The organism is Pseudoalteromonas sp. P1-9 (genome assembly GCF_001399975.1).
Classification (GTDB): Bacteria; Pseudomonadota; Gammaproteobacteria; order Enterobacterales; family Alteromonadaceae; genus Pseudoalteromonas.
Map to the genome: position 1 here is coordinate 27,476 of NZ_LKBD01000024.1, position 25,436 is coordinate 52,911.

19 protein-coding genes are annotated in these 25,436 nt (G+C 40.4%); 7 read left to right on the plus strand and 12 right to left on the minus strand.

The features are described from left to right. The first annotated feature begins 77 nt into the window (after positions 1 to 77). Positions 78 to 1,259: an MFS transporter gene (locus tag AN214_RS14425; protein ID WP_054980365.1), complete on the plus strand. Its 1,182-nt coding sequence runs from the start codon at positions 78 to 80 to the stop codon at positions 1,257 to 1,259. Between the two features lie 8 nt (positions 1,260 to 1,267). On the opposite strand, the gene AN214_RS14430 is transcribed toward AN214_RS14425, so the two are convergent. After that, complete coding sequence (locus tag AN214_RS14430; protein ID WP_054980366.1) at positions 1,268 to 2,134, minus strand: LysR family transcriptional regulator; 867 nt, start codon at positions 2,132 to 2,134, stop codon at positions 1,268 to 1,270. 104 nt (positions 2,135 to 2,238) lie between these two features. Here AN214_RS14430 and AN214_RS14435 point away from each other — a divergent pair, with 104 nt between their 5' ends. Then, positions 2,239 to 2,703 (plus strand): OsmC family protein, encoded by a 465-nt coding sequence (locus AN214_RS14435; protein WP_054980367.1) that lies wholly within the window; start codon positions 2,239 to 2,241, stop codon positions 2,701 to 2,703. 45 nt (positions 2,704 to 2,748) lie between these two features. On the opposite strand, the gene AN214_RS14440 is transcribed toward AN214_RS14435, so the two are convergent. The 3 genes from AN214_RS14440 to AN214_RS14450 all read right to left on the minus strand — a co-directional run bounded on the left by AN214_RS14440 (position 2,749) and on the right by AN214_RS14450 (position 9,039). Next, positions 2,749 to 3,123, minus strand: coding sequence for a hypothetical protein (locus AN214_RS14440; RefSeq protein ID WP_054980368.1), 375 nt, complete (start codon positions 3,121 to 3,123; stop codon positions 2,749 to 2,751). A 203-nt stretch (positions 3,124 to 3,326) separates the two neighbouring features. After that, entirely contained in the window at positions 3,327 to 6,200 is a 2,874-nt protein-coding gene (locus tag AN214_RS14445; RefSeq protein WP_054980369.1) for a pitrilysin family protein, read from the minus strand. A gap of 202 nt (positions 6,201 to 6,402) precedes the next feature. Next, positions 6,403 to 9,039: an immunoglobulin-like domain-containing protein gene (locus tag AN214_RS14450; protein WP_054980370.1), complete on the minus strand. Its 2,637-nt coding sequence runs from the start codon at positions 9,037 to 9,039 to the stop codon at positions 6,403 to 6,405. Between the two features lie 223 nt (positions 9,040 to 9,262). Here AN214_RS14450 and AN214_RS14455 point away from each other — a divergent pair, with 223 nt between their 5' ends. After that, positions 9,263 to 10,222 carry a hypothetical protein gene (locus AN214_RS14455; protein WP_054980371.1) on the plus strand — a complete coding sequence of 320 codons (960 nt, stop codon included), beginning with the start codon at positions 9,263 to 9,265 and terminating at the stop codon, positions 10,220 to 10,222. A gap of 38 nt (positions 10,223 to 10,260) precedes the next feature. Here the strand turns inward: AN214_RS14455 and AN214_RS14460 are convergent, their stop codons facing one another. From AN214_RS14460 to metA, 5 genes are all read right to left on the minus strand, one after another. Continuing rightward, positions 10,261 to 11,049, minus strand: a complete 789-nt coding sequence (locus tag AN214_RS14460) for an ABC transporter substrate-binding protein (RefSeq protein WP_054980372.1) — start codon at positions 11,047 to 11,049, stop codon at positions 10,261 to 10,263. After that, a complete protein-coding gene (locus AN214_RS14465; RefSeq protein WP_082428589.1) occupies positions 11,021 to 11,371 on the minus strand; it encodes a hypothetical protein in 351 nt (116 codons plus the stop codon). Before AN214_RS14465 ends, AN214_RS14460 begins: the two co-directional genes overlap by 29 nt. A gap of 185 nt (positions 11,372 to 11,556) precedes the next feature. Continuing rightward, positions 11,557 to 14,172 carry a methionine synthase gene (gene metH, locus AN214_RS14470; RefSeq protein WP_054980374.1) on the minus strand — a complete coding sequence of 872 codons (2,616 nt, stop codon included), beginning with the start codon at positions 14,170 to 14,172 and terminating at the stop codon, positions 11,557 to 11,559. A gap of 8 nt (positions 14,173 to 14,180) precedes the next feature. After that, the gene (locus tag AN214_RS14475) at positions 14,181 to 15,236 is read right to left on the minus strand and encodes a homocysteine S-methyltransferase family protein (RefSeq protein WP_054980375.1); all 1,056 of its coding nucleotides are present in this window, start codon (positions 15,234 to 15,236) and stop codon (positions 14,181 to 14,183) included. Further along, complete coding sequence (metA, locus tag AN214_RS14480) at positions 15,226 to 16,173, minus strand: homoserine O-succinyltransferase (protein ID WP_054980376.1); 948 nt, start codon at positions 16,171 to 16,173, stop codon at positions 15,226 to 15,228. Before metA ends, AN214_RS14475 begins: the two co-directional genes overlap by 11 nt. A 410-nt stretch (positions 16,174 to 16,583) precedes the next feature. Between metA and AN214_RS14485 the strand changes: the two genes are divergently transcribed. The 4 genes from AN214_RS14485 to AN214_RS14500 are packed head-to-tail and all read left to right on the plus strand — an operon-like array spanning position 16,584 to position 21,033. Next, positions 16,584 to 16,814, plus strand: coding sequence for a hypothetical protein (locus tag AN214_RS14485; RefSeq protein WP_152960776.1), 231 nt, complete (start codon positions 16,584 to 16,586; stop codon positions 16,812 to 16,814). Beyond that, positions 16,804 to 17,058 carry a hypothetical protein gene (locus AN214_RS14490; protein WP_054980378.1) on the plus strand — a complete coding sequence of 85 codons (255 nt, stop codon included), beginning with the start codon at positions 16,804 to 16,806 and terminating at the stop codon, positions 17,056 to 17,058. The genes AN214_RS14485 and AN214_RS14490 overlap by 11 nt, the downstream gene beginning before the upstream one ends. A gap of 2 nt (positions 17,059 to 17,060) precedes the next feature. Beyond that, complete coding sequence (locus tag AN214_RS14495) at positions 17,061 to 18,662, plus strand: PepSY domain-containing protein (RefSeq protein ID WP_054980379.1); 1,602 nt, start codon at positions 17,061 to 17,063, stop codon at positions 18,660 to 18,662. A 34-nt stretch (positions 18,663 to 18,696) separates the two neighbouring features. Next, positions 18,697 to 21,033: a TonB-dependent receptor gene (locus tag AN214_RS14500; protein WP_054980380.1), complete on the plus strand. Its 2,337-nt coding sequence runs from the start codon at positions 18,697 to 18,699 to the stop codon at positions 21,031 to 21,033. Between the two features lie 45 nt (positions 21,034 to 21,078). On the opposite strand, the gene AN214_RS14505 is transcribed toward AN214_RS14500, so the two are convergent. The 3 genes from AN214_RS14505 to AN214_RS14515 form a co-directional block, all read right to left on the minus strand. Then, on the minus strand, positions 21,079 to 21,717 hold the full coding sequence (locus AN214_RS14505; RefSeq protein WP_054980381.1) for a 3'-5' exonuclease: 639 nt from the start codon (positions 21,715 to 21,717) through the stop codon (positions 21,079 to 21,081). Continuing rightward, positions 21,717 to 23,555 (minus strand): putative nucleotidyltransferase substrate binding domain-containing protein, encoded by a 1,839-nt coding sequence (locus AN214_RS14510; RefSeq protein WP_054980382.1) that lies wholly within the window; start codon positions 23,553 to 23,555, stop codon positions 21,717 to 21,719. The genes AN214_RS14505 and AN214_RS14510 overlap by 1 nt, the downstream gene beginning before the upstream one ends. Before the next feature lie 155 nt (positions 23,556 to 23,710). Continuing rightward, positions 23,711 to 25,435, minus strand: coding sequence for a sodium:solute symporter family protein (locus AN214_RS14515; RefSeq protein ID WP_054980383.1), 1,725 nt, complete (start codon positions 25,433 to 25,435; stop codon positions 23,711 to 23,713). Between the last annotated feature and the right edge of the window lies 1 nt (position 25,436).

Sequence of the window (25,436 nt, forward strand, 5' to 3'; positions counted from 1 at the left end):
ATTAGACTGATTTATTTGCCTTTAGATAAATGTGTGCTAGAAATAGTGCCCTTCATAACCAAACGCAGCCTCTAAATATGAACAAAAATGTTGTACTTTTAGCCTTTTGCCAAGGACTTATTACAACCGGTAATATTTTGCTTGTGACCATTTCAGCCCTTGTTGGAAAAGCGCTAAGCCCGAGTACCACATTTATTACCTTTCCCGTTGCCATGCAAATGTTAGGGCTACTAGTCACTACGATCCCTGCGTCACTGATTATGGCAAAAACGGGGCGAAAGCTGGGCTTTAGTTTAGGCAATAGCATTGGTATTAGCGGTGCCGTACTAGGCTTTTTTAGTTTATTGGCAAGCCAGTTTTGGTTATTTAGCTTCGCCACATTTTTAATTGGGATTGGTATTGGCTTTGCTACGCTTTACCGTTTTGCAGCAATTGAAGCCAGTAACAAACCTGCTGTGGCAATATCTACAGTGATGGCAAGTGGTGTTGTGGCCGCGATACTCGGCCCTAATTTAGCGGTATGGGTGAACCATCACTACCCAGCATTAAACTACGCCAATGCGTTTATTGCCCTTGCGTTTTTATATTCAATAGCGCTAATGCTATTACAACTCGTTAAATTTAATGAGGTTTCACATAGCCAAAATAATGGTGAAAGCAGACCATTAAAAGCCATTATTAGCGCGCCTAAGTTTATGACTGCAGTGTTTATTGCCATGGTGAGTTACACGGTAATGAACTTATTGATGACAGCAACGCCACTGGCGATGCATCGTCATGGTTTTGACTTAGCACAGTCAGCACTGGTGATTGAATGGCACGTATTGGGCATGTTTTTACCATCATTTTTTAGTGGCAAATTAATAGAGCGATTTGGTCAGGTCACCATGATGTATGCTGGAATTGTTTTAATCGCCCTTTGTTGCTTTGTAAACCTACTTGGTTTAAGTCATTGGCACTTTTTAGCTGCGCTCTTTTTACTGGGTGTCGGTTGGAATTTTATGTTTATTAGCGCGACGCAAATGGTCAGCCAAACTTACCTACCGCAAGAACGCGCAAAAGCCCAAGCCACCAATGAATTTTTAGTGTTTAGCATGGTAACCCTCTCTGCATTAAGTGCAGGTTGGTTAGAAGCCACCGTAGGTTGGCAAACATTAAACCTAGTTACCTTGCCGATTTTATTATTAACAATCGCGTGGCTAACAATTTATAAAATAAACCAAAAAGCGCAGCTAAAGGTTAATTTAACGACGAGCTAATACCCTTTTTAGCTAGTAAATTGTGTTTGCAACCATTGATACAAAATCGAGAGTTCTGCTCGCTGGGTATGGCATTTAGGTGTGACAAAGTAATAACTAAATGGCAATGTAATCTGCGCTTCACCAACGCGTTGTAGTTTCTTATCTTTAATTAAAGGTTTTACAAGTTGATGCCAAGCGAGTGTTTTACCTACACCATTTTTAGCTGCATTTAATGTAAGGCCTACTTCATCAAACACAAATTGGGCTGGCATTGAGGGTAGTTGAAAATGCTTTTGCCAATGTTGCCAGCTTATACCACCGGGCTTGTCTTTCATTCCTGCAGCATAATGAATCAAAGGCAACTCATGCCGCTTTTCATAAACGTTAGGCGCACATACCGGATAAACCACTTCATTTGCCAGTTTTTTTGCAATGGCATTCGCATATTTGCCGTTACCAAAATGAATATGACAGTCTATATTTTGCTGCTCAAAATTAGCTATTTGATGCTGGCTAATAAAATGTATTTGATAGTTAGGTAGCAAAGCTTGCAGCTCGGCTAATTTATTCACCAATATACAAGAAACAACACTCGGGATCGCCGCTATAACCAGCTTTTTTACTTTCGGTGCTTGCGCTTTCTCAATACCAAACTCTATTTCTGAAAACGCTTTTTTAACTGAGCCATAAAGCTGTTTAGCCTCGCTGGTAAGTGCTACACCTTTTGATTCGCGAATAAACAACTTCACATCTAAATGGTTTTCTAGCTGCTTCATTTGATGGCTTACGGCGCTTGGCGTAAGGTGTAATAAATCACTGGCACGACTAAAGTTAAGCTGCTCAGCGACGACTACGAAGGTGTGTAAATTGGGTAATTGGCTGCTAATCAACATTAATGATTCAAATTAAATTTATATCACTTAAAAATATTATCACTTTATTTAACAACACATAACAAGCAGAATTCACCTAAACAGGTTATTAATAAGGAAATAAGATGTCGCAACACAGCGCCATAATTGAATGGCAAAAAGCTCCAGGTGAGATGTTTATTGATGGTAAATATAATCGTGCACACCAATGGCATTTTGATGGTGGTTTTTCAATGCCTGCATCACCCTCTCCTATGATAGTACCGATGCCTTTTTCAAACCCTGAATTTGTTGACCCTGAAGAAGCCTTTATTGCATCACTGGCAAGTTGTCATATGTTGTTTTTCTTACATTTTGCTGCCGATAAAGGAATTGTGATTGAGCGTTACACCGATAACGCAATTGGCGAACTTGCTAAAAACGATGATGGCAAACTATGTATTACCGGTGTGACGTTAAAGCCTGAGGTGATATTGGCAGAGCAATCAATTGCGCATAAAAAAAGCTTGGCAGAGTTACACCACCAAGCTCATGAAGCGTGCTTTTTAGCGTGTTCGGTAAATTTTGAGATTACCGTAGAGTGCTCGTAATTTGGCAGTCGCTAGTATGCTAGTTGATGAACTAGCATACGCTAATTACATTGTGAACATCTGTGAATCAATTGTACGAATAAGGTTGTTTACCCACTTACCGTATTTTTTGTGAATGCTATCACCATCATATTTCAAGTTAAGTGAATCGCGGTACTTAATCGTGTACGTCTTTGCGTCGTAATGAATACCTACTTTAATCTGTTTACCACGCCAATTAAGTAAACCAGCGATTACGCCATCGCTTTCAACTTTACATGCCCACTGACGCTGCTGGCAGCCGCTTAAAATTGCCTTTTCAACTGACTCTTTAGTCATGTTTGACGCATTTACTTGTTGATTGTAGTCAGTTACTGGAATGGTTTTACATGCAGCGAGTGAAAGGGTTACTACTGCGATTAGCGCTATTTTTTTTAACATTGTTTAGTCCTTTATGTTTTGTGTTCATTTTAGCAACGTGATTATTTCATTGAAGTGCTTAATTATCCAGCACATTTTTGTAATTACGCCAACGTTAAACAGATGAGCTCTGCATTTTTTATTGCTTGATTATGTTTATAAGATTTCAAATTAAGCATAAAAAAGCCCGCCAATTGGCGGGCTTTTTACCGTGCTAAAAACGTTTATTTAAATACGTTTTTTACGTCCATCACTTCGATGTTAGCTTTATCGATAGCTAGCTTGTAGCTTTCAATTACCTTATCTTCATCGGTAAGTGATTTTGGTTTTTCAGCATTATATTTAAGCGGAGAAACAGTTTCGTTTGCTAAACGCGCTTTCATGTCTTTTGCATCACCGGTAATAAATACATAGTGAATGTTTTTATTTTGCAGGTTGTCACGAATAACACGATTTACATCTTCAACGGTTAAGCTCGCAAGCTGCTTACGCACATACGCAACAAACTCATCGGTATTGTAGAACTTGCTATCAAGCGCATAACCTAGCTGGCGATCTTGGCTTGCAACCATTTGCGGCACAAAGTTAGTTAAGAAGTTACGAGTTGATTCGAAATCTTCTTTGCTCATGCCATTTTCAATTAGCTTATCAAGCTCGTACTGGGCAACACGTGTTGCAAAGTGTGCATCATTATTAGAGCGTAGTGGGCGCAACCAAATTTGGAAAATCTGCTCAGAACGACCTAAGTTAGCATCTGGTTTAGTTTGGTACATACCACGCGGGAAGTACTCAATATACGCGTAATCACCATAGTTCATACCACGAATTTGGCGAATGCGCTGATACAAGAAGCTGTTTGAGTTACGGTGCTCACCAAAATAAGAACGCATTAACCAAAGTGCCGCCCAATCTTTATCGCTACGAATCGTATCAATCGGGAAACCAAAGCTCACCGCTGTTGATTTAGCTGGCTTTTCAACGATGGTTGCATGTCGACCTTCCAACTTAGGCGCATCAGCAATTGTTAGGCGCTTTTCACTGCCTTCAGGAAGTGTACTTAAGTCTTTAAGCAGTTTTGCTTTTGCTGCATCTGACATGGCACCTGAGATACCCACATTTAATTTAGCTTGCGTAAATTCAGCTTTATAAAATGCTTTTAAATCTTCAAGTGTTAACGTTTCTAAGTCAGAAATATCACCATAGTTGTAGCTTTCATAAGCGTGACCTTGGTAAAGCTTGCTGTATAACACTTCTTTGCCAAGCTCTTCATCGTTAGAGGCTTTTAGGCCTGCTTTAATGCCATCTAGCTGCTCTTTCTTTAAACGCTTAAAGTCATCTTCACGCCAACCTGGATTAAGTAGTTGGTCACTAACAATTTTGTACCACTCATCTACCTTGTCTTTATTAACACGGCCACGGAATGACACCATTTCTTTATCAATTTGTACACCAAAGCTACCAGCAATTGGGTAAAGCGCTTTTTGAATTTCTTTGTAAGAGCGCGACTCAGAGCCACCGCGTGCAATCATGTTAGCAGTAATTGCTGCAAGGCCTTTTTTACCTTCAGGATCAGCTGCTGCACCTGTGTAGAATAATAGATTCACATCAACTAGCGGTGAGCTGCTACGCATATCAAGTACAGAAAATTTTGCATCGCCTTGCGGTTTGCTCATTTCGGCAACAACACCGTTTAAGTCAACTTCTTGCTCAAAACCTTTAACCGATTTAAGCGCCGACATAGTCACAGTAGTGCGGCCTGAATCAATAAAGTACTTATTCGCAATTTCACGAATATCTTCTGCAGAAATACTATCGGCTGTAGCGTAAAGTTGGTTAATTACTTCAGGGTCGCGCTCAAAATGCATGTAGCTTGCAAGGGTTGACGCAATTGCTTGCGATGAATCTAAACCATTAACAAAGCTATACTTTAAATTAGACTTTAAGTTAGCAAGCTTATCAGCATCAACTAACTCGGTACGCGCTTTTGCATAAGTACGATTAATCGCATCGCGTGCTTTTGCTAAATCTTCTTCTTTTTCAACTTTTACAAATACATGTAATAAACCGGGATCTTTGGTTTCTGGGTTGTAAGTAAACATTTGACTAGCAAGCTGTTTCTCCACTACTAGCTCTTGGTAAAGCGCTGAGTTATTCGAGAAATACAGTTGCGAGATTAAATCTACTGCAGCACGGTCTTTTTCCGTTGGCTGCCATGCAGGACCCTTATAAGAAACAAGTAACCAGTGACCCGGTAAACCTTCGCTTTCTTTATGAAGATATTTTGCCGCTGTTTGCTTTGGCTCTACAGGAATATCAGCAACATAATCGCCACGCTGCCAGTTACCCCAATGCTTTTTAACCAGTTCAATGGTATCGTTCGGGTCTACATCACCAGTAATAATTAGCGATACATATTCTGGCTTATAAAACTTTTTAAAGAACTCTTCACCGTAGGCCATTTGATCTGGCATTTTTTCGATGTCTTCAAAAAAGCCCATGGTAGTGTGCTTGTAAGTATGCTTTTCAAACGCTTCGTTACGCACTGCACTTAATAGCTGGCGAATTGGATTAGCATTATTTTTAAGGTACTCACCTTTAACCGTCAGTGCTTCAGTTCTGAATTGTGATTCTGAATATTTTAGGTTTTGGAAAATATCGCCTTTGATTTCAAGCACTGTTTCTAAATGCTGTTTTGAAAAGTTAAGGTGGTAGTTGGTGTAATCATTTGTGGTGTAAGCGCGGTTATCTACACCTGAATTTTTAAGAATATCTGAGTACACATCTTGTGGGAATTTTTCAGAGCCCTTAAACATCATGTGCTCAAAGAAGTGTGCAAAACCGGTTTTACCCGCTTCAACTTCGTTACGTGAACCTACTGATACTGGAATTTGCAGTGAGACTACATCTGGGTAATCTGTTTTAACCACCATAACGCGAAGACCGTTATCGAGCTCTTCTAACACGTAATCTTGTGCGAAAACTTTGTTTTCAGCTTTTACCGACGTAGCCGCTTGTGCATTATTTGATGATGTTGTGCTATTACAACCAGCAAGTGATAGTGCAATTGCTACACTTGCTGCAACCAATTTAAGTTTCATACTGTTTCCCTTGGTTTGGATTATTTTTCTATAGAATTTTTCTAAACTGGGTAATTATGGCGATGTTCGCAATGTTAAGCGAGTAATTGCGGTAAATGGGTGTAAAAAAGGGATTAATATGTTCTGAGAAGGCCATTTTAAAAAGGCCCAGAGCAAAATCGTACTGGGCCATAATAGATTAACTATTCTAATTCAGTAAAACCTATCGAAGAGCACATTTATCCCCATTACACTCTACGGTGTCATCAAGAGTCAATATGCTTAAACTGTTGTTGTAACTTAAGTCAATTTCCGTAAGATTATTTCCACTTAGATACAATTCTCTTAACAGCCCAAAACTACTCACATCTATATTAGTAAGCGCATTTCCTTCAGCTTGTAGATAACTAATGCTGCTATTAAATGCAAAGTCGATATATTGCAACTCATTACCCAAAACATCTAGTCTTAGTAAATTGCTATTGTTAATCAAAGCAAGTTCGTTTAGGTTATTTTGTTGTGCTTCAAGCACTCTTAATTCAGTATTATTTGATAAATCCAGACTAACCAAGTTATTTGAGCTTAAATTTAATCGCTCAAGTAATATAAGCTTGCTCAAATCAACTTCTGAAATACCGGTAGAAAACAAATTTAAGTCTGTGAGCTTTTGGTTGTTGCTAATGTCTAAATTAAGCAAGGAGTTGCCACCTAAAACCAAACTTGTTAGTTCCGTATTTTGGCTTACATCAATTGATGTTATGTTATTTGCCCAAATATTTAAGTATGTCAGCTTAGATAAATGAGTAACGTCTAAAGAAGCTATTGAATTGAGAACCAAACTCAAATCTGTTAATAAGTGATTATTGCTTAAATCAACCTCTGTTAACTGATTCATAGAAAGGTTTAAGTACTCTAAACTTGTATTGCCTTGAAGATCGATAGTTTTAATTTGATTCGTACCGAGTGATAGGTGTTTTAACTTAGCGTTGCGGCTAACGTTCAGTGTCGAGAGTTTATTGCTGCTTAAGTCTAGTTTCTCTAAATTTACATTATTTGTAATTTCGATTTGTGCGATATTATTCGCACCTAGTACCAAGCTTACCAGTTCAGCGTTATTGCTCAAGTCTATCTCAGTTAAATCACTACCCCAAACATTTAAATCTCTCAATTTTTTATTATTCGTCACATCAACATTAATAATATTGTTAGTTGATAACTCAAGTATTTGAAGTTCAGGGCTACCTGAAGTGACTATTTGTTCCAATAAATTATTAGTAGCCAGAGTTTCGGTTAAATTAGTATTGTTACTAAAATCAAGATTTAAAAGTTTATTATAAGAAAGGTTTACTTTACTTAATGCTAAATTTTTACTCAAATCAATATAACTAAGCTGATTTGTATTTAAATACAACTCAGTAATATTTGGGTTGTTGCTAAGGTCTATTTGTGTAAGGGAGTTAACGGATAGATTTAGCACCTTCATGTTTTGAAAATACTCAATTCCCGCTGCAGAAACAATATTCTTTTGACGGCAATCTAACTCTTCTACTTGAGATACAACAATTAAATCTGATTCGTTTAAGCACTGTAATAAGTTAAAATCTGAAACCACATCCGCAATTCCAACATCAACGATTACTAAACGCTCTTTTTGCGATACATTTCCAGACTTATCAGTCGCCACGTAAGTGACTAAATACTCACCAACTTCGTTTGAATTAACGTTATGCGAAACTTCAACTTCAACTAAACCATCGACTTCATCGTTAGCTGATGCACCAGGATCTTCAAAATTACTGCCCTGTGCTACCATCAATGGAGTTTTACCGTTCAAAGTGATTTCTGGTGGCTTTTTATCTACTACAAAAATAGTTCTCGTTGCTGTAGCTTTGAGACCTGAATTATCCTCCGTTGCATACTCAATAAAATATTCACCAACTTTGTTGATGTTTATAATTCCGCTAACACTGACATACAAATCACCATCGATTATATCTGAACCAACTGCACCTTCATCAATGTACTGCGTGCCATACTCGATCGTAATCGGGTTTGAACCTAAAACATCAATAGTTGGTGGTGTTGTATCTACAACATAAACTGTTCTTTGACTTATCGATGAGTTTCCAGAGCTATCACTGGCTTTGTATTCAACCGTATACTCTCCTTGCTTCAGGTGGTTAACATATCCACTTATACTTGGAATTATTTCTCCATCATAGTTATCAACAGCTATAGCCCCGCTTTCAACATATTCATGTCCATATTCGATCGTTACCTCTAGTTCACCGTTTAACGTAATTAACGGTGACAAGCTATCTGCCACAATTACTTTTCGTTCAATACTAGATGCATTTCCTGAACTATCGACAGCAGAGTAAACAACCCTATATTCATCAAGTTTTTTAGTATCTACAATGCCAGTAATTTCAACTTCAATTTGACCATCGACACTATCATGAGCTTTTGCTCCTAATTCAACATACTGGCTGGCGTATTCTATCGTTACAACTCCCTTACCAACTAATGTGATAACGGGTGAAGTTGTATCAACGACGACTACACTGCGTTCAGCTAATGACGTATTGCCAGACTTATCTTGTGCCGAATATGTAATACGGTATTCACCAATTTTACTTGTGTTTACTTCACCACTACTCGTTACTGCAACAGCCCCATCAACAGCATCATGTGCCGTTGCTCCCGAATCCGTGTATTCGGAACCAAATTCAACACTCAATGGGTTATCACCAAGAACTGAAATAACTGGAGGTGTCGTATCTTTTTTATCAGCCCCACCGCACCCAGTTAAGATACTTAAAGTTAAAAAAAGAAACGAAATGACTTTTAAATAAGACATGAGAACTATATTAATTCCATTTAATTAAAATAAAGCCTGAAATTTTATCAAAGACATGCTTGAAAATATATATAAATCAATTATTCATAACAGCCTGTCAAGAACTTGAATTTTCCTCAAGTTCTATTTCAATTTTTTTCAGTCGCAATTTCAAATTTTAGATATTTAGACGTCTAAAAGGCTGCTATAGTTACTGTATCGAAATTATTTATGGTACGGAACAATGGCTTTATCTTTACAACAGAAAATTCAAGACCCAACACAAGGCGTTTATTTAATTGGTACTACGCCACCAAAAATGGGTACTGAAAAAGATAAAGTGACAGAGATTGCCAATAAATTACTGGGTCGTTTACATGAGATTGAATATGATGGTTTAGTAATTTACGACATTCAAGATGAAAGTAGCCGCACCAGCGTACCACGCCCTTTTCCGTTTAAGCATACCGTTGACCCGCGTGAATACAGCTTATTGCTAAGTGATTTATCAGAATTAGATGTTATCACTTATAAAAGCGTCGCGCAGCGTGGTGTCGAGGAATTTAATGACTGGCTAACAGAGACCAAAGAAAAATATGCACTTAACAACCTTGTTTTGGTGGGTAGTCCATCGTCTGAAGGTGAGATTAAATTAAGCTTACCAAACGCCTATAACGCATTAAGTGAGCATCAAAATAAGTTTTTCTTAGGTGGTGTTACCATCGCGGAACGTCACGCATCAAAGCGCAATGAACATGAACGTTTATTAGAAAAAACAGCGCAAGGCTGTGAGTATTTTATTTCGCAAGCGGTATATGATGCACAAGCGACAATCGACTTAATTACTAGCTATGCCCGTAGTTGCAAACAGCAAGGTTTAACACCAAACCGCATTATCTTAACCTTTACGCCATGCGGCAGTGAAAAAACGTTAGAGTTTATGCAATGGCTTGGTATCTCTGTGCCAGAAGCAACTAAATGGCGCATTTTAGACTCTGAGCAATCACTTAATGAATCAGTGCGCATTTGCCGTGAAAATCTAAACCTTATTTTACAAAGCTGTGCTCATTTAGATGTGCCACTAGGTTTAAATATTGAGAGCTTAACCAACCGTAAAGAAGAAATTGATGCATCAATTAATCTTTACCGTTTATTAAAAGCAACAATGGAACTGAACCTGGCTGAAAAGCAGTTAGCAAGTTAATTTAGGGCTCCAAACTACCTTAACTTCAAGTTTTCTAGCTAGTTAGGGTTTAATGGGCTAAGTCCTGCAATAGAGTGGCTCAATGCCACTTTTTCTTTAAGTGCTTTAAAGTCGTATTCAGCCCAATTAATTTTAACTTTATGGGATTTAAAATGTGCAACATTTTGCTTAGTGATCACATCAAGGTTAAAGGTTAGCTTTTTATTTTTTTGCTGGGCAAAAATATCGTGTCCATTATCGTACAGTATTAGGCTAATAACAGCCCATGCCCCCATAACTTTATGACCACCAATTGACGCACTTATTGACTGTTTTTCAACGGCTTGAATTGCGCGGGGTAACCAATCAAAACCGCCAATAAAAATATCTTTATTGGGAATACGACCCGATTCTACCGCTGCTTTACTGGCACCAAGTGCCATCAAATCAGACGCAGCCCAAATAATATTAACATTAGGAAAGCGCGCTAATAGCGCCTTGCTTTGATTAAACGCAACCTGCTCAGACCAACCAGCATGCACCGCTTGATATACAACCCCTTCATTGCCCTCGAAATACTCTCGCATGCCATTAAACCGCGCCTGCGATTCACTGCCATAGTGACCATTAATAGCCACCACATGCGTTTCTTGCTTGGGTAATTGTGCCTGTTTTAATTGCTGCAGCGCTTTTGCAAGTTGACTCCCTGCCGTATGATTATCAAAGTAGATTTCACCAAGCCAATGCTTATATTTTTGCCCTGCCAACCCTATTTTTTTGCGTTCTTCACCAAAAATTGTTTGCTCTAATGTAACAAACTTAATCTGCTGCGACTCCAGCAATGACATGCTCGCGGTAGAACCGCCGGGATAATTTAAAATCACTGCGTAATCTGGTTTGGGGTTTTTCGCTAAATATTGTTTTAGCGCTTCTAGCTTCTAATTGAACAATACGATTACCACCGCCATAAATCACTTGCATTTTTGTGCCTAGTTGCAGCGCTGCTGATTGCGCTATTTCTTCAACACTTTGCCAAAAAGGCTCATTGGGAATAGACGGGTTTACAAATAAAATATTTAACTCAGCACGCACCGAGTTACCAAATAAAATGATGCAGAACATCAAGTACTTAAAAAGTCTTATCATCACACCAAAAACAGATTCGATCATTATTCAAGTATTATCAAAGAACACTACAAAAGCGAATTTAAACGCGAAAAACTAATACCAATTAATTGTTAGTTGATACTGCTGGCACGTCGCTAGATGCAGAACGTACAGGCAACGGATAAATGTCACTAAATGCTGTAAATTATTGGCCAAAGAAAAGGGAGATATAAATCTCCCTTTGGCTTTTACAAGTTAGGTCCCAGCCAACGTTCGGCTTCTTGTAAATTCATTGCTTGACGCTTGGCATAATCTTCTAGCTGATCTTGCTGAATTTGTGCAACAGCAAAATACTTAGACTCTGGGTGAGAAAAATACCAACCCGAAACCGCAGCGCCCGGCCACATCGCATAAGAGCTAGTCAACTTCATACCGATGCGATTTTCAACATCAAGTAACTGCCAAATCTTTTGTTTTTCAGTATGCTCTGGACACGCAGGGTAACCTGGAGCTGGACGAATACCTTGGTAGTTTTCGCGAATAAGCTCATCGTTCGATAAGTTTTCGTCAGCGGCAAAACCCCAAATTTCTTTACGCACGCGCTCATGCAGGTATTCAGCGAACGCTTCCGCTAAACGGTCGGCAACGGCTTTTACCATAATCTTGTTATAGTCATCTTGCTGCTGCTCGAATACATCCGCTAAATCGTCTTCTTCTAACCCGCCAGTAACAGCAAATGCACCAAAGTAATCCGGTGTGCCTTTTGGCGCGATATAATCAGCTAAACAATAGTTCGGGAAGTCTTTTTTCTCGGTTTGCTGACGTAGTTGACAACTTGTCACAAGCACTTCAGTGCGCGATTCATCGGTGTATATTTCAATATCATCTTCCACACGGTTAGCAGGGAAGATACCCATCACGCCTAACGGTTGCAGTTTGTTTGATGATGCTAAATCATCGAGCATGTCGTTAGCATCTTTAAATAGTTGCTTTGCCTCTTCACCCACAATTTCATCTTCTAAAATGCGCGGGTATTTACCAGCGAGCGACCAGGTCATAAAAAATGGCGTCCAATCGATATATTCACGCAGAGTCTCAATCGAAACATCTTTAAACTCTGTTACACCAATCTGCTTTGGCACAGACGGCGTGTAATTTACAAAATCAATTGGTGCGCTATTAGCACGAGCTGCGGCAAGTGTAACTGGTTTTGAGCGTGGGCGTTTACGCGCTTGTTGCTCACGCACTTTTTCATACTCAGCCGTGGTTTTTGCTAAAAATTCCGGCTTTTGCGTTTTGCTTAACAAGCTTGACGCCACACCAACCGCACGCGAAGCGTTATTAACATACACCACGCCTTTGTCATATTCAGGCTCAATTTTAACCGCCGTATGCGCTTTTGATGTGGTTGCACCGCCAATTAATAAAGGAATATCAAACCCTTGGCGTGTCATTTCTTTTGCCACATGCACCATTTCATCAAGCGATGGCGTAATCAGGCCAGAAAGACCAATAATATCGACTTTCTCTTCAATGGCAGTGCGCAATATGGTTTCCGCAGGTACCATTACCCCAAGGTCGATCACTTCGTAGTTATTACATTGCAGCACAACACCCACAATGTTTTTACCAATGTCGTGTACATCACCTTTCACGGTAGCCATTAGGATTTTACCGTTGGTAGCGCCTTCTTCTTTTTCCGCTTCAATATATGGGTCAAGGTAGGCAACTGCGCGCTTCATTACACGCGCCGATTTAACAACCTGTGGTAAGAACATTTTACCAGCACCAAACAGGTCGCCTACTACGTTCATACCGTCCATTAATGGACCTTCAATTACTTGAATTGGTTTATCAGCTTGCTGGCGAGCTTCTTCGGTATCTTCGTCAATAAATTCGGTAATACCTTTAACAAGGGCATGCTCTAAACGCTTTGCAACAGGCCAGCTGCGCCATTCTAAATCTTCTTTTTTCGCTTCAACGCCTTGCCCTGAGTATTTTGGCGCAAGTTCAACTAAGCGCTCACCCGCTTCAGGGTCGGTATTTAATACTACGTCTTCAACTGTATCGCGCAGCTCTTTTGGAATATCATCATAAACTGCAAGCTGACCCGCATTTACGATACCCATGTCCATTCCCGCTTTAATGGCGTGATATAAAAATACAGAGTGAATGGCTTCACGCACCGGGTTATTACCACGGAATGAAAAAGATACGTTTGAGACACCGCCCGACACTTTACAGTGCGGTAAGTTTTGTTTAATGCGGCGTGTGCCTTCAATAAACTCAACCGCGTAGTTGTCGTGCTCTTCAATACCCGTAGCTACCGCAAAAATATTCGGGTCAAAAATAATGTCTTCCGGTGGAAAACCTAATTGTTCTACTAAAATACGGTACGAACGCTGACAGATTTCAAACTTACGGTCGGCCGTTTCGGCTTGCCCTGTTTCATCAAACGCCATAACAACCGCAGCTGCACCAAACCGCTTAATAATTTTAGCTTGCTGAATAAACGGTTCTTCACCTTCTTTAAGTGAAATTGAGTTAACAATTGCCTTACCTTGAATGCATTTCAAGCCTGCTTCAATGACATCCCATTTCGATGAGTCGACCATAATTGGTACACGAGAGATATCTGGCTCTGACGCAATTAGATTTAAAAAGCGTACCATTGCCGCTTTTGAGTCCAACATGGCTTCATCCATGTTGATATCAATAATTTGCGCGCCGTTCTCTACTTGCTCACGGGCAACTTCCAGTGCGGTTTCGTAATCTTCTTCTAGGATTAAACGTTTAAAACGGGCTGAACCCGTAACATTGGTACGTTCACCAACATTGGTAAATACTGCTGTACTGCTTGTCATGTTTGCTCCTAGTTTAAATTACAGGCTTCAAGGCCGGCTAAGCGCATACGCACTTCAAGTTCAGGTAATTGGCGCGGTACTACATTTTTTGTGCCTTGATACATCGCATTAATATGCTCAGGCGTGGTGCCACAACAGCCACCGACAATATTAATAAAGCCCGACTCTGCCCAATCAATAATCTCTTTTGCCATTTCATCAGCTTCTAAATCGTATTCACCAAATTCGTTCGGTAGGCCTGCGTTAGGGTGAACCGACACAAAGGTTTCACACACACGCGATAACTCTTCTACATATTGGCGTAATAAATCTGGCCCAAGGGCACAGTTAAGGCCAATTGAAATAGGCTTAATGTGACGAATAGAATTGTAAAATGCCTCGGTTGTTTGACCGGAAAGCGTACGGCCTGAAGCATCAGTAATGGTGCCTGAAATCATTACAGGCAAGGTAACACCTGCGCGCTCAAACGCTTCTTCTACTGCAAAAGCCGCTGCTTTTGAATTAAGCGTATCGAAAATAGTCTCAATCAGAATTAAATCCGCGCCACCTTCAATAAGTGCCAGCGTTGATTCAATATAGGCTTCAACAAGGGCATCAAAGGTAACGTTTCTAAAACCAGGATCGTTTACATCTGGCGAAATAGAACAGGTTTTTGATGTTGGACCAAGTACACCTGCAACATAACGCGGTTTTGTTGGGTCCTGTGCTTCAAGTTCATCACACACTTTACGCGCCAGTTTTGCCGATTCAAAATTGATTTCACGGCTTAAGCTGGCCATTTCATAGTCTTCCATTGAAATGGTGGTCGCGTTAAAGGTATTGGTTTCAATAATATCAGCACCTGCCGCAAGGTATTCACGATGAATTTGTTCAATAATTTGCGGTTGCGTTAAGCTAAGTAAGTCATTATTACCCTTAACTAACACATGCCAATTTGCAAAGCGGTCACCGCGGTAATCTTCTTCTTCCAGTTTGTATTTCTGGATCATGGTGCCCATTGCACCATCAAGAATATGAATACGCGCTTTTAATGCAGCGCTTAGCTGCTGTGATTTATTCGGCATAGTTGTTAGTCCTTACGTCTTGGCTGACTAAATTAATATCATATGGCGTGGTTTGATAAACGTAGTAGTTTAACCAATTTGAAAATAATAAAAAGGCGTGGCTCTGCCAAGTTTTACTTGGTTTGGCGCTGGCATCATCATTAGGAAAATAATTATTTGGCTTAGGTGCATTTTCTGCTTTTTCTAGGTCGCGTAGATACTCTTTTTTCAAAGTATCTGCATCGTATTCTGGGTGACCAGTTAAATACACCTGCGAACCGGATTTATTCTTAATTAAAAACGCACCAACCTCTGGCGAACCTGCAATGACTTCAAGTTGGCTGTGGTTTGCAATATCAGCTTCATTAATATGGCCATAACGGGAATGTGGTACTAAGAATTCATCGTCAAAACCGCGTGTTAATGCTGCGTGTTCAAAGTAACGTTGATGTTTAAACACACCGCAAAGCTTTTTCGCTTTAAGTTTTCGCTTTAATCCATAGTGATGAAATAGCCCTGCATGAGCAGCCCAGCACGAAAATAAGGTAGACGTTACATGTTGCTCAGCCCAGTCAAAAATATCTTTCAGCTCTTGCCAATAAGCCACATCGCTATATTCAAGATGTGCCAATGGCGCGCCAGTCACAATCATGGCATCGTAGTTTTCATTTTTAACTTCTGAAAAATACTTATAGAACATATCAAGATGTTGCTCAGAGGTATTTTTGCTACGGTGAGTATCTAAGCGCAGCAACTCCACATTTACCTGAAGCGGCGAATTAGCCAGCAAACGAATAAACTGAACTTCAGTCTCCACCTTGTTTGGCATTAAATTTAAAATGGCCAATCGCATTGGGCGGATCTCTTGTGTTTGCGCACGGCTTTGTGGCATTACAAACACATTTTCTTGCCTTAATGTATTAATGGCGGGCAATTGATCGCGCACTGTGATTGGCATCATTTAATCCTTATTACTACGGTAAATTGGGTTTAACCTGACGCTAATTATGAACGGATAGCCGGAAATATCAAGCTCTAGATGTTTAGATGTCCATTCAAACTTTAAGTGAAAAATACACCAGCCGTATTCCTACCGACAAATCCACCCTTATTTCATAATAAATACTTTGTAAAAGTCACTATTACACCCTCATCGTTTAAACCAACTTTTGATGAATACATTTGATTTTAATAATTTTTTACATTTTTCGAATAACAAATGTTGCGACAAATAAAAAACACCATTAGGATCGAATAAAAATCAATATCATTTACATTACAATGAGCTTTCTAGCAATTATCCCAATCTGGCTTGGATGCCTAGCCTGTTACTTAGGCAGTGAAAAACAACTACTGATCAGTAAACCAATGAATAAATCTATTGCCAATTTTTTATTAGTTATTGGTTACTTTATTGGTGTTGCCATTTTCTCGCTGTCTTTTGCGCTTGCATCTTCGCTACTGGCGGCCTTTGTCACATTAATGCTTGCGCTGGTAAGCCACACAATTTTAAGCACTTATACAACAAGCATTTGGCGTTTCAATGCACCCGTAGTGGCATCGTTATTGGTTTTAGCGGGGGTGAGCTATGTGGCCTAAAACACTGATTGGCTTCTTTTTTGGTCTTTTGTTATCCATCTCAATCGTGCTCAATTTAAATTTGATTTTGCCATTAGCAGAAGACGTTAGGCTTATTTCAGGGCTAGTGTTGGCATTCCCTATTTGGGCGGGCGTACTGGTGTGGAGTTACGCATTCGAAAAAGCACGCAAAGCCGCCAAAAACATTAGCCTTGTTCTTATCCCCTCTTGCTTACTCAACGTTATTCTTTTGATGAGTCAATAATAATGAATAATAAAACTCTAAAATCATTAACTCATGCACATGCATGGATAGGTCTTGTTATATCTATCGTGTTATTTATTGTATTTTTTGCCGGTTCAATTAGCTTATTTCGCGAAAACATTGTGGCATGGGAAAAACTACCAATACATGCAAATCAAACTGTATCCACAAACGCTCAAAACGTTAGTTACGATAACGCTATCGCAACCATTAATAAGCAATATGATGTATATGTCGACCACAGGTTTTATTTATTACCGCCAACAGAACACTCACCGTATATAGAAGCGTACTTTGCAAAAAACATTGAAGGTACCGACCCAAAAACAGGGGAAGATCATAGCGATGTGCATATTATGCTGGATGCACAGAGCGGCGAAATTATTGGCAATGCCGATACCATGGATTTTGGTAACTTTGTTTATCAGCTTCATTACAACTTAGGCCTTGGCCGCATTGGTTTATATTTTGTCGGGATCATTACCCTGTTCTTTTTTGTTGCGGTGCTTAGCGGGTTACTTATTCATTGGCGCAAGCTTTTCAAAAACTTCTTTCAATACCGTAAAGATGGCAATAAAGACAAATGGTTAGATGCACATAATATTATTGGCACAATGGGACTGCCGTTTCATGTGATGTATGCCTTCACCGGATTAGTTTTTAACTTAGTGATTGTCTACCAAATATCTTATGCCCTTGTGTTGTATCAAGGCGACCAACAAAAGCTACTCGCCGCAGCAGGATTTAACGAACCCCATATTGATATCATCGACAACAAAATGGCGATGGACGGCATCGACAGATTGCGCGCAATAGCAGAAAAAGACATGGATAACGCAATCATTGACCGCATTATGATTGAGCACTTTGGCGATGAAAGCGCCGTTGCGATTTTTACAGGGCAAAAGCAAGACAGATTTGCCACTGAAACCGCAGTACATTACCAACTAAGTAATCAACAACAAATTTATCTTACTAAAGACAACTACGACAATGCCGTGCGCAGTGGTTTAGGTGTAATTGCCCGTTTGCACTTTGGCGATTTTGCTGGCTACGGTTTACGCTTAGCCTTCTTTTTGCTCGGCTTAGCAACCTGTTATGTAATTTTAACTGGCAACTTAATGTGGCTAGAAAAACGTGCTAAACAGCGTAATCAAAGTCAGCGTTCACTTAATTTTGTCACGCGAATGACAAGCGGTGGCTTTATTGGCTTTATCTTTGCCATTGCAGTTGGCTTTTGCTCCGCGCGAATAATACCTATTGAGATATCAACGCGTGCAGAGATTATCGAAAACAGCGTATTCGCATCATTTTTGCTGGTGTTAGTTCTTGCTCAATTAATCAAACACAACGCGAAATTCAATCAATACTCATTGCAACTGAGCGGCGCAATATTTGCCCTTGTTATCGTACTGGATTGGGTTTTACTGCCTAGCGCAGCAGCACAACAACTCGCAGAACACAAATTTGATGTTGTGATTACACAAAGCATCTTACTACTGCTTAGTGGTATTTGCTTTTTTGCAGCAAAACAAGTGACGAAAAAACATGCGATTAAAAGCACTCAAACACAACCTCGTGTTACTGAATTAACTACTCAATAAATTACTCACACAACTACATACTAAAAAGGACGATATGTTTACTGTTAAACGTAGAACCAATGCTGTAACGGCTGCAGTAAAATATGCACTAGCGACCAGCTTGATTGTTTCACCATTAACTATGGCTGAAGACGACAATGAGATTGAAAAGATTATTGTTACAGGCCAAAAAATTGACCGCACTTTGCAAGAAACACCTGCCAGTGTAGCCGTAATCACCAACAAAGTACTGGAAGAGCAAAAGCTTAATAACCTTTACGATGCCCTATCTGTTGTGCCTAATGTGACTGGCGAAGTTGGCGTAGGTGGCTTTACAATTCGTGGCATTGACTCTTTTAATGTATCAGGTGGTGGTAACAGCTTTTTAACCAGCGTTTATGTTGACGGTGCCCCCCTGCCAATGCGAGAGATTCAACAAGGCGGCTTTTCTACTTGGGATGTAAGCCAAGTGGAAGTATTACGCGGCCCGCAATCGACATTACAAGGTCGCAACGCCCTTGCTGGTGCAATTGTTGTAAATACCTACGACCCAGCATACGAATACAGCGCTAAAGGGCGCGTGATTTTAGGTGAAAATGGACAACAAGAATTTGCGATCGCCGCTGGAGGAAGCTTAATCGATGATGTATTAGCATTTCGCTTTACCGCCGAAGACAGAGACTATGACGGCGTTATTGAAAATATTGCGCGCAACAACGAAAACTCAGATTTTTCAAACTCAAACCTGTATCGCTTTAAACTTTTGTTTGAACCGATTGAAGATTTTTCAGCGATTTTAAGTTTCAGCAAATCTGAAACGGAAATGGGCGTTGTATGGGCAGACGCACACCCAAGTTACGATAACGATTACCGAAAAGTAAACTTTAATGACCCAACATGGGAATTTACCGATTCAGACTTAGTGGTATTAAATCTAGATTACTACATTAACGATATTTGGTCGGCAACCGCAATCACAACTTATTCAGATATGCAGTATGGTTACGAATGGGATGGTGATGCATCGCCATTACCGATTGCACAGCTGCACGATAAACGCTCTGACGAAACATTAACGCAAGAGCTAAAACTGACATTTGAATACGATAATTTAAAAGGGATTATTGGCGCGTATTATTCAAATTTAGAAGTAAAAGATAAAGCGATTGGTAATCGTAGTGCCAGCTTTAATCAACTTGGCGTGCCAACGTTGCTGGTCGCTGCGCCAGAAAATGGCGGGTTAGGTTTACCACAGGCTGTTGCCGAACAAGTATTAGCGCTGTACGCACCTGTTGACCCTGTACTGCTAGATACTTATTCAAATTTATATCGTGAAATCACCAACACTGCTGTTTTTGTTGATTTTACTTACAGTATCAATGACCAATTTGACGTGTTTGCTGGCATTCGCTGGGACCAAGAAAAACAAGCCAATGCGACTGAGCAAGCTTATGGTATTGGCAATGCGCACTTGTTACCAAACCCAAGCGATTATGCGGCAAACCCGATGTTTGCCCAACTTGTAGCTGGTATCAATGCAAAACTGCTAAACATGGCAAGTCAAGCGTCACAAAACGAGCCTCTGACGTCTAAAACATTTAACGAAGTCCTGCCGAAGTTAGGCGCGAGTTACCACCTAACCAATAACATCACCACCAGCTTTACCTACCAACAAGGTTACCGCTCAGGTGGTGTCGGTACCAACTCAGCACGGGCAACACTCTTTACCTACGACCCTGAGTTTACCGATAACTACGAGCTTTCACTGCGCTCAACTTGGCTAGACGGCACCTTAGTGACAAATGCCAACGTGTTCTATCTAGATTGGCAAGATCAACAGGTTAGCGTGCAACTGTCGGGTAACCAATACGACAGAGAAACCACGAATGCCGGTAAGTCGACGGTGCAAGGGTTTGAGTTTGAACTATTCTACTACCCAACTAATAACTTAACGCTAACTGCAGGTTTTGGCCGTGCTAAAACCGAGTTTGAAGAGTTTTTAGTTGCTATTCCAGGTGAACCGACCCTTGATTTAAAAGGTCAGCCATTTGCGGATTCACCTGAATGGACTGCAAATTTAGCTGCAAGTTACCACACTGATTTTGGTTTATACCTATCTGCTGATGCAAACTACCAAGACAGCGCGTTAGCCGATACCATGTATCAAAACAGTAATGAAATGAAAAACCTGTGGGGCGAAAACTATGTGCCGCAAAATGACGCGCGTACGTTAATAAATGCGCGTATTGGTTATCAGTGGGAAAATTACGATATTCAACTATCAGCGAAAAACCTAACGGATAAAGTGTATGACGCACGTGGTGCGCGCACCAATAATAAAACCCTTGGTCAACCTCGCCAATTAAGTTTAAGTTTTACAGCTAGCTTTTAAGCGCGTGTAACTATCTTTCAGGGGAAGTGATTACCACTTCCTTTTTTACATTAAGTGTTTAACTAATAGTGGTTTACCACGGCTAATTTGATTTGCTTGCGCTAAAAACAACTCAGCGGTGGCCATGGCGTCGGTAAGTGCATTATGACAACTGTATTCGGGCAAACGATAGCGCTCGCGACAACTGCTTAAGGTTAAGCTATCTTGCGCAATTACATGCCCTTGGCGAGCAAGGCGTTTATGTTCGATATTCATAGTATCGAGTATTGCTAAAGGCTTATGCAATAAACCCGCTTTGTTAAACGCGATACGTAAAAATCCCCAATCAAGCTGTTGGTTATGAAATATTAATATTTTATCGTCCAGTAGTTCATTTAACGCTTTAAGTGCCTCATTTAACGGTACACCTGCCGCAAGCGTTGTATTATCAATGCCGTGATACACAGGGCTTTGATTTAAATTACTCACCTGATTATTAATAAAGTGCTGACATTGACCTATTTGAATGCGTTGATGACTAATTGGCACCCACGCAATCGAAACAATTTCATCTTGTTTTGCATTAAGCCCAGTTAACTCTAAATCAATAACTAAATAGTCCACCTTAAAACAGTTACTTTTCAATATGTCATTGTCTTTTTCGGGCAACACAAAAAAGCGCTTAATTGATTCAAGTATTCCCATCACAAACTACCTCTAGCAAACTTAAAGGCGGCCGCTTGCTGTGCTTGTTTAATTAAATAAAACGCCTCTTTTAATTGGTGGCGTTCAAGTGAGGTTAAATCTTCTGGGTCGATACAATTTGCCGGTAACCCTTTTTGCTGTAACTGCACATTTAAACGCAGCTGTGTAAGGTAGCGCCAACAATCTTTTAAATCATAGATATCTTTTTTACTCACTTGCTGTTGTTTAGACAACGCACTTAAGCGCTCTAAGGTATTAGCAGCAGTAACATTATGATGCAGCGCATAAAGACGAACAATATCGTTAATAATTGCCACACCCCGCTTTTTTAAATCAATATACGTATGTTTTTGCTTATCTTTTTCTAATTTAAACTGATTAAATAAACCGATCGGCACCGAGTTAGTATTAATATCCGTTGCCATTGAGGCAAAAAATATCTGATTTTTAGTGATCGCTAATATGCCTTTGCTAAATGCTTCGAACAAACTTTCAGAGCCATCAACAAAACGAATATCAAAAAAGATTTTGCAGTTTAAAATAGCCTGCGGCGATGGGCTTTTAATCCAAGAGCCAAATTGGTTTAACCATGCAGAAAGCCCCATACGGCACGCATCACGACTTGCCATAATACCACCTGGGCATTCTTTAATTCCGCACGCAATTAGGTTGTCACAAACAAACTCGCCTAACGCTTTAAAGTAATCTAGCTCCGTTTGCGACAGGTTGTCTGGCAGCAACAAACCGTTATCTTGATCTGAATGCAATGTTTGCTCTTCACGTGCTTGCGAGCCAAAACAGATCCAACTAAACGGCGTTGGCGCTGCACCATTTTGCGTTTGAAATAATTGAATTAAACGCGTTGTCATGGCATCGGTGATACCGCTGAGTAATTTACCAATTAAGCTAGTATCTTCTACTCTGTCTGAAAATCCTCGCAATAACTCAGGCACTTCCAATGCGTAGCGCTTAATATCAGCAACACTCTCAGCTTTATAAATACGGCCAATCAGTTGCACTGGGTCAGATTTTTGCTGGCGCAATAAATCGGTTGCGGTGATCATACCTAAGGGTTGATGTGATTCATCAAGCACAGGTAAATGATGAATATTTTGTTTTAGCATTAAATGAAATGCAGAAAATACACGGTTGTGCTCAAATACATGCTTTGGCTTTGTGGTCATAATAGTTGCAACCACATCGTTCGGGCTACGTCCTTCTGCGAGCACGCGGTTACGTAAATCGCGGTCGGTAATCACTCCCACCAGCTTGTTATTTTCAGTGATCATAAGCGATGAAACACCAAATTGACTCATGGTTTTGGCGGCATCGCTAATTTTAGTTTCAGGGCCTGCTGTAACGGCACCTTGCTTCATAATTTCACTTATGCGTTTGCTCGACCAATCATCGCTGCGCTTTTTATAATTCACACTGAGTAGGCGGTTAGCATGGGCACGCACAAAGTGCTGGGCAAATGCTTTATAGTGTTCGCGCAGATAATCCCAATGAGTTTGGCTAAGCAGATATACAATGCCTTCGTTTTGCACTTCTAATCGATTACTAATTGGCTCGCCTGTTAATAGCGATGGGTAGCCAAAATAATCGCCTTCAGATAAGCGCGCAACCACTTCACCACTGCTATCTAAAATATCGTACAAGCCAGAGCGAATTAAAAATAAGCAGGGTGCATTTGAGTTTAGCCATTGGTTTTGATTTTCTGGTGTTAAATAAACCGCTTCAAGGCTTTTAATAAAGTACTCAGTGGCACTGGATTCAAGATCACTAAACGGTGCTTGCGCTTTAACAAAACGTGCTACTTCATTAAGCTCTAATGCCATGGTTACTCTCCTTAACTGTGTACAGCCTTAAAAAGGTGCGCTTTATCATCCCTTAAGGCAACTCACCTCTGTCATTTGACTCTAGCAGAGCAATAAACAAAAAAAAGCCCGACTATAGTCGGGCATTGAGTTTGATTTTTGATTTAGCTCAAACTTTAGTGAGCATGCGCTACACTTGACCCTTTCGGGTTACGAATATCTTCAACCATTTGCTGTACTTCTTCTGGTGTTTCGCTGGTAACTTTCTGAACCGCAATTGCAACAGCAAAGTTAACTAGCATACCAATCATACCGATACCTTCAGGTGAGATACCAAATAACCAGTGCTCAGCAGAGTTAAGGTCAGGGCTTACGAACTTGAAGTAAATAATGTACGCCGCAGTAAAACCAATACCACAAACCATACCGGCAATCGCACCTTCTTTATTCATACGCTTAGAGAAAATACCCATAATAATTGCTGGGAAGAAACTCGCCGCCGCTAAGCCAAAGGCAAATGCCACCACCGAGGCCACAAACCCTGGCGGATTAATACCAAAGTAAGCAGACACCGCAATCGCCACCATCGCAGCAAGACGTGCTGCCATTAACTCTTGTTTATCGCTAATGTTTGGCTTAAAGGTACGTTTAAGTAAATCGTGCGATACCGAAGTTGAAATAACCAATAACAGACCTGCTGTTGTTGATAATGCCGCTGCAATACCACCCGCTGCTACTAATGCAATTACCCATGCCGGTAAGTCAGCAATTTCTGGGTTCGCTAGTACCATGATGTCGCGATCAATCTTAACTTCATTAGCACTGCTAGGATCTTCAATTTTACCTGCAGAGTACTGCATTTTGCCGTCGCCATTCTTATCATTGAATGTAATTAGGCCAGTACGCTCCCAGTTTTTAACCCACGCTGGTGCCTCTGCGTACTCTGTACCACTGCCGTCTTTACCATTAATAGTATCGATAAGGTTTACACGGGCGAACGATGCAACCGCAGGAGCTGTAGTGTAAACAATTGCGATAAATACTAATGTCCAAGCCGCTGAAATACGCGTGTCTTTTACGCGAGGCACAGTGAAGAAGCGAACGATTACGTGAGGAAGACCCGCAGTACCTACCATTAGTGCAGCAGTAATTGCGAATACATCGATCATCGATTTAGACCCTTCGGTGTATTGGGCAAACCCGAGTTCGGCACTGAGTCCATCGAGTTTATCAAGTACATACATTCCTGAGCCATCAGTTAATGTTGCACCAAAACCTGTTTGTGGTAGTACGTGACCTGTCATCATCAATGAGATAAAGATAGCTGGTACTAGGTATGCAAAAACCAGTACACAGTACTGAGCTACTTGCGTATAAGTGATACCTTTCATACCACCTAATACTGCATAGAAGAATACGATTACCATACCAATGTAAACACCGGTTTCGATATCAACTTCTAAGAAGCGAGAGAATACAACACCTACACCGCGCATTTGGCCTGCAATATAAGTAAAGCAGATAAAGATTGCACAGATAACCGCTACCGTACGCGCTGTTTGCGAGTAATAACGGTCACCAATGAAATCTGGCACAGTGAACTTACCAAACTTACGTAAATAGGGTGCTAAACAAAGGGCAAGTAGAACATAACCACCGGTCCAACCCATTAGGTAAACACCACCATCGTAACCTACGAACGAAATAATACCCGCCATAGAGATAAATGACGCAGCACTCATCCAGTCAGCTGCTGTAGCCATACCATTTGCAACAGGCGGTACACCACCACCAGCAACATAGAATTCTTTAGTTGATCCCGCACGCGCCCAAATTGCAATGGCGATATACATTGCAAAGCTTGCACCTACGATAATAAAAGTTAGCGTTTGAACGTCCATT

What these genes read in the sequence shown, in the direction of transcription:
- AN214_RS14425 (WP_054980365.1), top strand. Translation starts at nt 78, where the DNA reads ATGAACAAAAATGTTGTACTTTTAGCCTTTTGCCAAGGACTTATTACA.
- AN214_RS14430 (WP_054980366.1), bottom strand. Translation starts at nt 2,134, where the DNA reads ATGTTGATTAGCAGCCAATTACCCAATTTACACACCTTCGTAGTCGTC.
- AN214_RS14435 (WP_054980367.1), top strand. Translation starts at nt 2,239, where the DNA reads ATGTCGCAACACAGCGCCATAATTGAATGGCAAAAAGCTCCAGGTGAG.
- AN214_RS14440 (WP_054980368.1), bottom strand. Translation starts at nt 3,123, where the DNA reads ATGTTAAAAAAAATAGCGCTAATCGCAGTAGTAACCCTTTCACTCGCT.
- AN214_RS14445 (WP_054980369.1), bottom strand. Translation starts at nt 6,200, where the DNA reads ATGAAACTTAAATTGGTTGCAGCAAGTGTAGCAATTGCACTATCACTT.
- AN214_RS14450 (WP_054980370.1), bottom strand. Translation starts at nt 9,039, where the DNA reads ATGTCTTATTTAAAAGTCATTTCGTTTCTTTTTTTAACTTTAAGTATC.
- AN214_RS14455 (WP_054980371.1), top strand. Translation starts at nt 9,263, where the DNA reads ATGGCTTTATCTTTACAACAGAAAATTCAAGACCCAACACAAGGCGTT.
- AN214_RS14460 (WP_054980372.1), bottom strand. Translation starts at nt 11,049, where the DNA reads ATGTCATTGCTGGAGTCGCAGCAGATTAAGTTTGTTACATTAGAGCAA.
- AN214_RS14465 (WP_082428589.1), bottom strand. Translation starts at nt 11,371, where the DNA reads ATGATCGAATCTGTTTTTGGTGTGATGATAAGACTTTTTAAGTACTTG.
- metH (WP_054980374.1), bottom strand. Translation starts at nt 14,172, where the DNA reads ATGACAAGCAGTACAGCAGTATTTACCAATGTTGGTGAACGTACCAAT.
- AN214_RS14475 (WP_054980375.1), bottom strand. Translation starts at nt 15,236, where the DNA reads ATGCCGAATAAATCACAGCAGCTAAGCGCTGCATTAAAAGCGCGTATT.
- metA (WP_054980376.1), bottom strand. Translation starts at nt 16,173, where the DNA reads ATGCCAATCACAGTGCGCGATCAATTGCCCGCCATTAATACATTAAGG.
- AN214_RS14485 (WP_152960776.1), top strand. Translation starts at nt 16,584, where the DNA reads ATGAATAAATCTATTGCCAATTTTTTATTAGTTATTGGTTACTTTATT.
- AN214_RS14490 (WP_054980378.1), top strand. Translation starts at nt 16,804, where the DNA reads ATGTGGCCTAAAACACTGATTGGCTTCTTTTTTGGTCTTTTGTTATCC.
- AN214_RS14495 (WP_054980379.1), top strand. Translation starts at nt 17,061, where the DNA reads ATGAATAATAAAACTCTAAAATCATTAACTCATGCACATGCATGGATA.
- AN214_RS14500 (WP_054980380.1), top strand. Translation starts at nt 18,697, where the DNA reads ATGTTTACTGTTAAACGTAGAACCAATGCTGTAACGGCTGCAGTAAAA.
- AN214_RS14505 (WP_054980381.1), bottom strand. Translation starts at nt 21,717, where the DNA reads ATGGGAATACTTGAATCAATTAAGCGCTTTTTTGTGTTGCCCGAAAAA.
- AN214_RS14510 (WP_054980382.1), bottom strand. Translation starts at nt 23,555, where the DNA reads ATGGCATTAGAGCTTAATGAAGTAGCACGTTTTGTTAAAGCGCAAGCA.
- AN214_RS14515 (WP_054980383.1), bottom strand. Translation starts at nt 25,435, where the DNA reads ATGGACGTTCAAACGCTAACTTTTATTATCGTAGGTGCAAGCTTTGCA.